Consider the following 1,340-nt stretch of genomic DNA (forward strand, 5'->3'; position numbering starts at 1 on the left):
TGTGCCTCCCCGAGCGCGGCCGCAGTGTCGGACTCCTCGGCGAACCCGAGCGCAACGGTGTCGGAGACCGTCGTCCCGCTTCCGACGAGCCCCGCGAGCACCACGTTTCCGGTGGCCTCGGTCGATCCCTGTCCCCGCGCTCCGCCCGCGAACAGCTCGTCCAGTGCTTCGTCGCCTGCCGCCAGCGCGCTCGCCCAGTCGAACCCGTCCGTGGCCGTGAGCGCGAGCGCGACCTCGAACGGTTCGCCGTCGTCGTCGACCAGCTTCCCCGGGGGACGGTCCGTCTCCTCGTTGCGGGCGAGGAGATGGTACCGGTCGTCGCCGACCCGCGACCCGTGATCGTCGGTGCCGACGTTCGTCAGCGTCGTGTCGGCCAGCGCGTACACGTCGTACTCCCGGCCGCCCTCGAATTCGACGTCTGCGAGGATCGCGTTCCCGGTCGTATCGACGGCGTACTCGACGGTCAGCGTCCACGTGTGGCCGTGGCCGTCGCCGGTCTCCCGTATCGTCTGCGTGTAGGCGAGCGCGTCGTCGGCGCTCGGCTCCGTCGTCCGGGTGATCGTCTCCGTTGTCGTCAGGTGGCTCGTCTCGTCGAACGTCCGAACCGTGTATCCCTTCTCGGGGTTAGTGACGAGGAAGTCGAACGTCCGGAGGTTCATCACGTCGATCCGGGGGAATCGGGCCTCCGTCAACGCCCCTTCGGTCAGCGTGAACCAGACCGGCACCGGGTCGGCAGCGTCGTGGTCAGCGGGAGTCCCAACGCCGAACTTCCGACCGGTCGTCCAATGCGGCGCTTCGGGGCCGGTGGGGCGCTCGTGGGGGACCGGTAGCGCGCCGTGTCGCGCCAGCGTCGCGGTCGCGTCGATCCGGAGCCCGTGAGCCCACGCGATGGGGGTCGCGCTGTCGAGGTCACCGTCGTCGAACACCTGTTCGGCGAGCAGCCCCGCCTCGTTGGTGAACGGCCCATCGGGCTCGCAGCGCTCGTAGAGCGCCTTCGCGTCAGCGAACAGCGGGTCGGGATCTCCCCCGTTGTCGTCGAGGAGGCCGCCGACGGTCGCGGCCGCGGTGGCACCCCACAGCGTCGCGATCGACCACACCTTCGCGCCGCCCTGCTCCGCGGTTCGCCAGTCGTCGCCCACGAACCGCACCAACCCCTCGACGTTCGCCGTCTCGCGGGTGAGCGCGTCGATCGTGGTCCGGACGTGCGTCGCGACACGGGAGACGAACGCGTCGAGGTCGACGTCGTCCGGAAGCGGCGGAAGCGCTCCCGTCGAGCCGTCGTCAGTCGCCCGTTCGCTCGCGAGCGCCTCGTACTCGGCGGCCGCCTCGGCGAGCGCGAA

Annotated in this window: 1 pseudogene; it reads right to left on the reverse strand. The window is 70.8% G+C overall.

Going from position 1 to position 1,340, the window contains the following annotated elements:
* A pseudogene (locus tag ACFQEU_RS16020) lies at positions 1-1,340 on the reverse strand (glycoside hydrolase family 15 protein); the annotation flags it as partial.

The sequence above is a fragment of the Halorubrum tibetense genome (genome assembly GCF_042661865.1).
Lineage (GTDB): Archaea > Halobacteriota > Halobacteria > Halobacteriales > Haloferacaceae > Halorubrum > Halorubrum tibetense.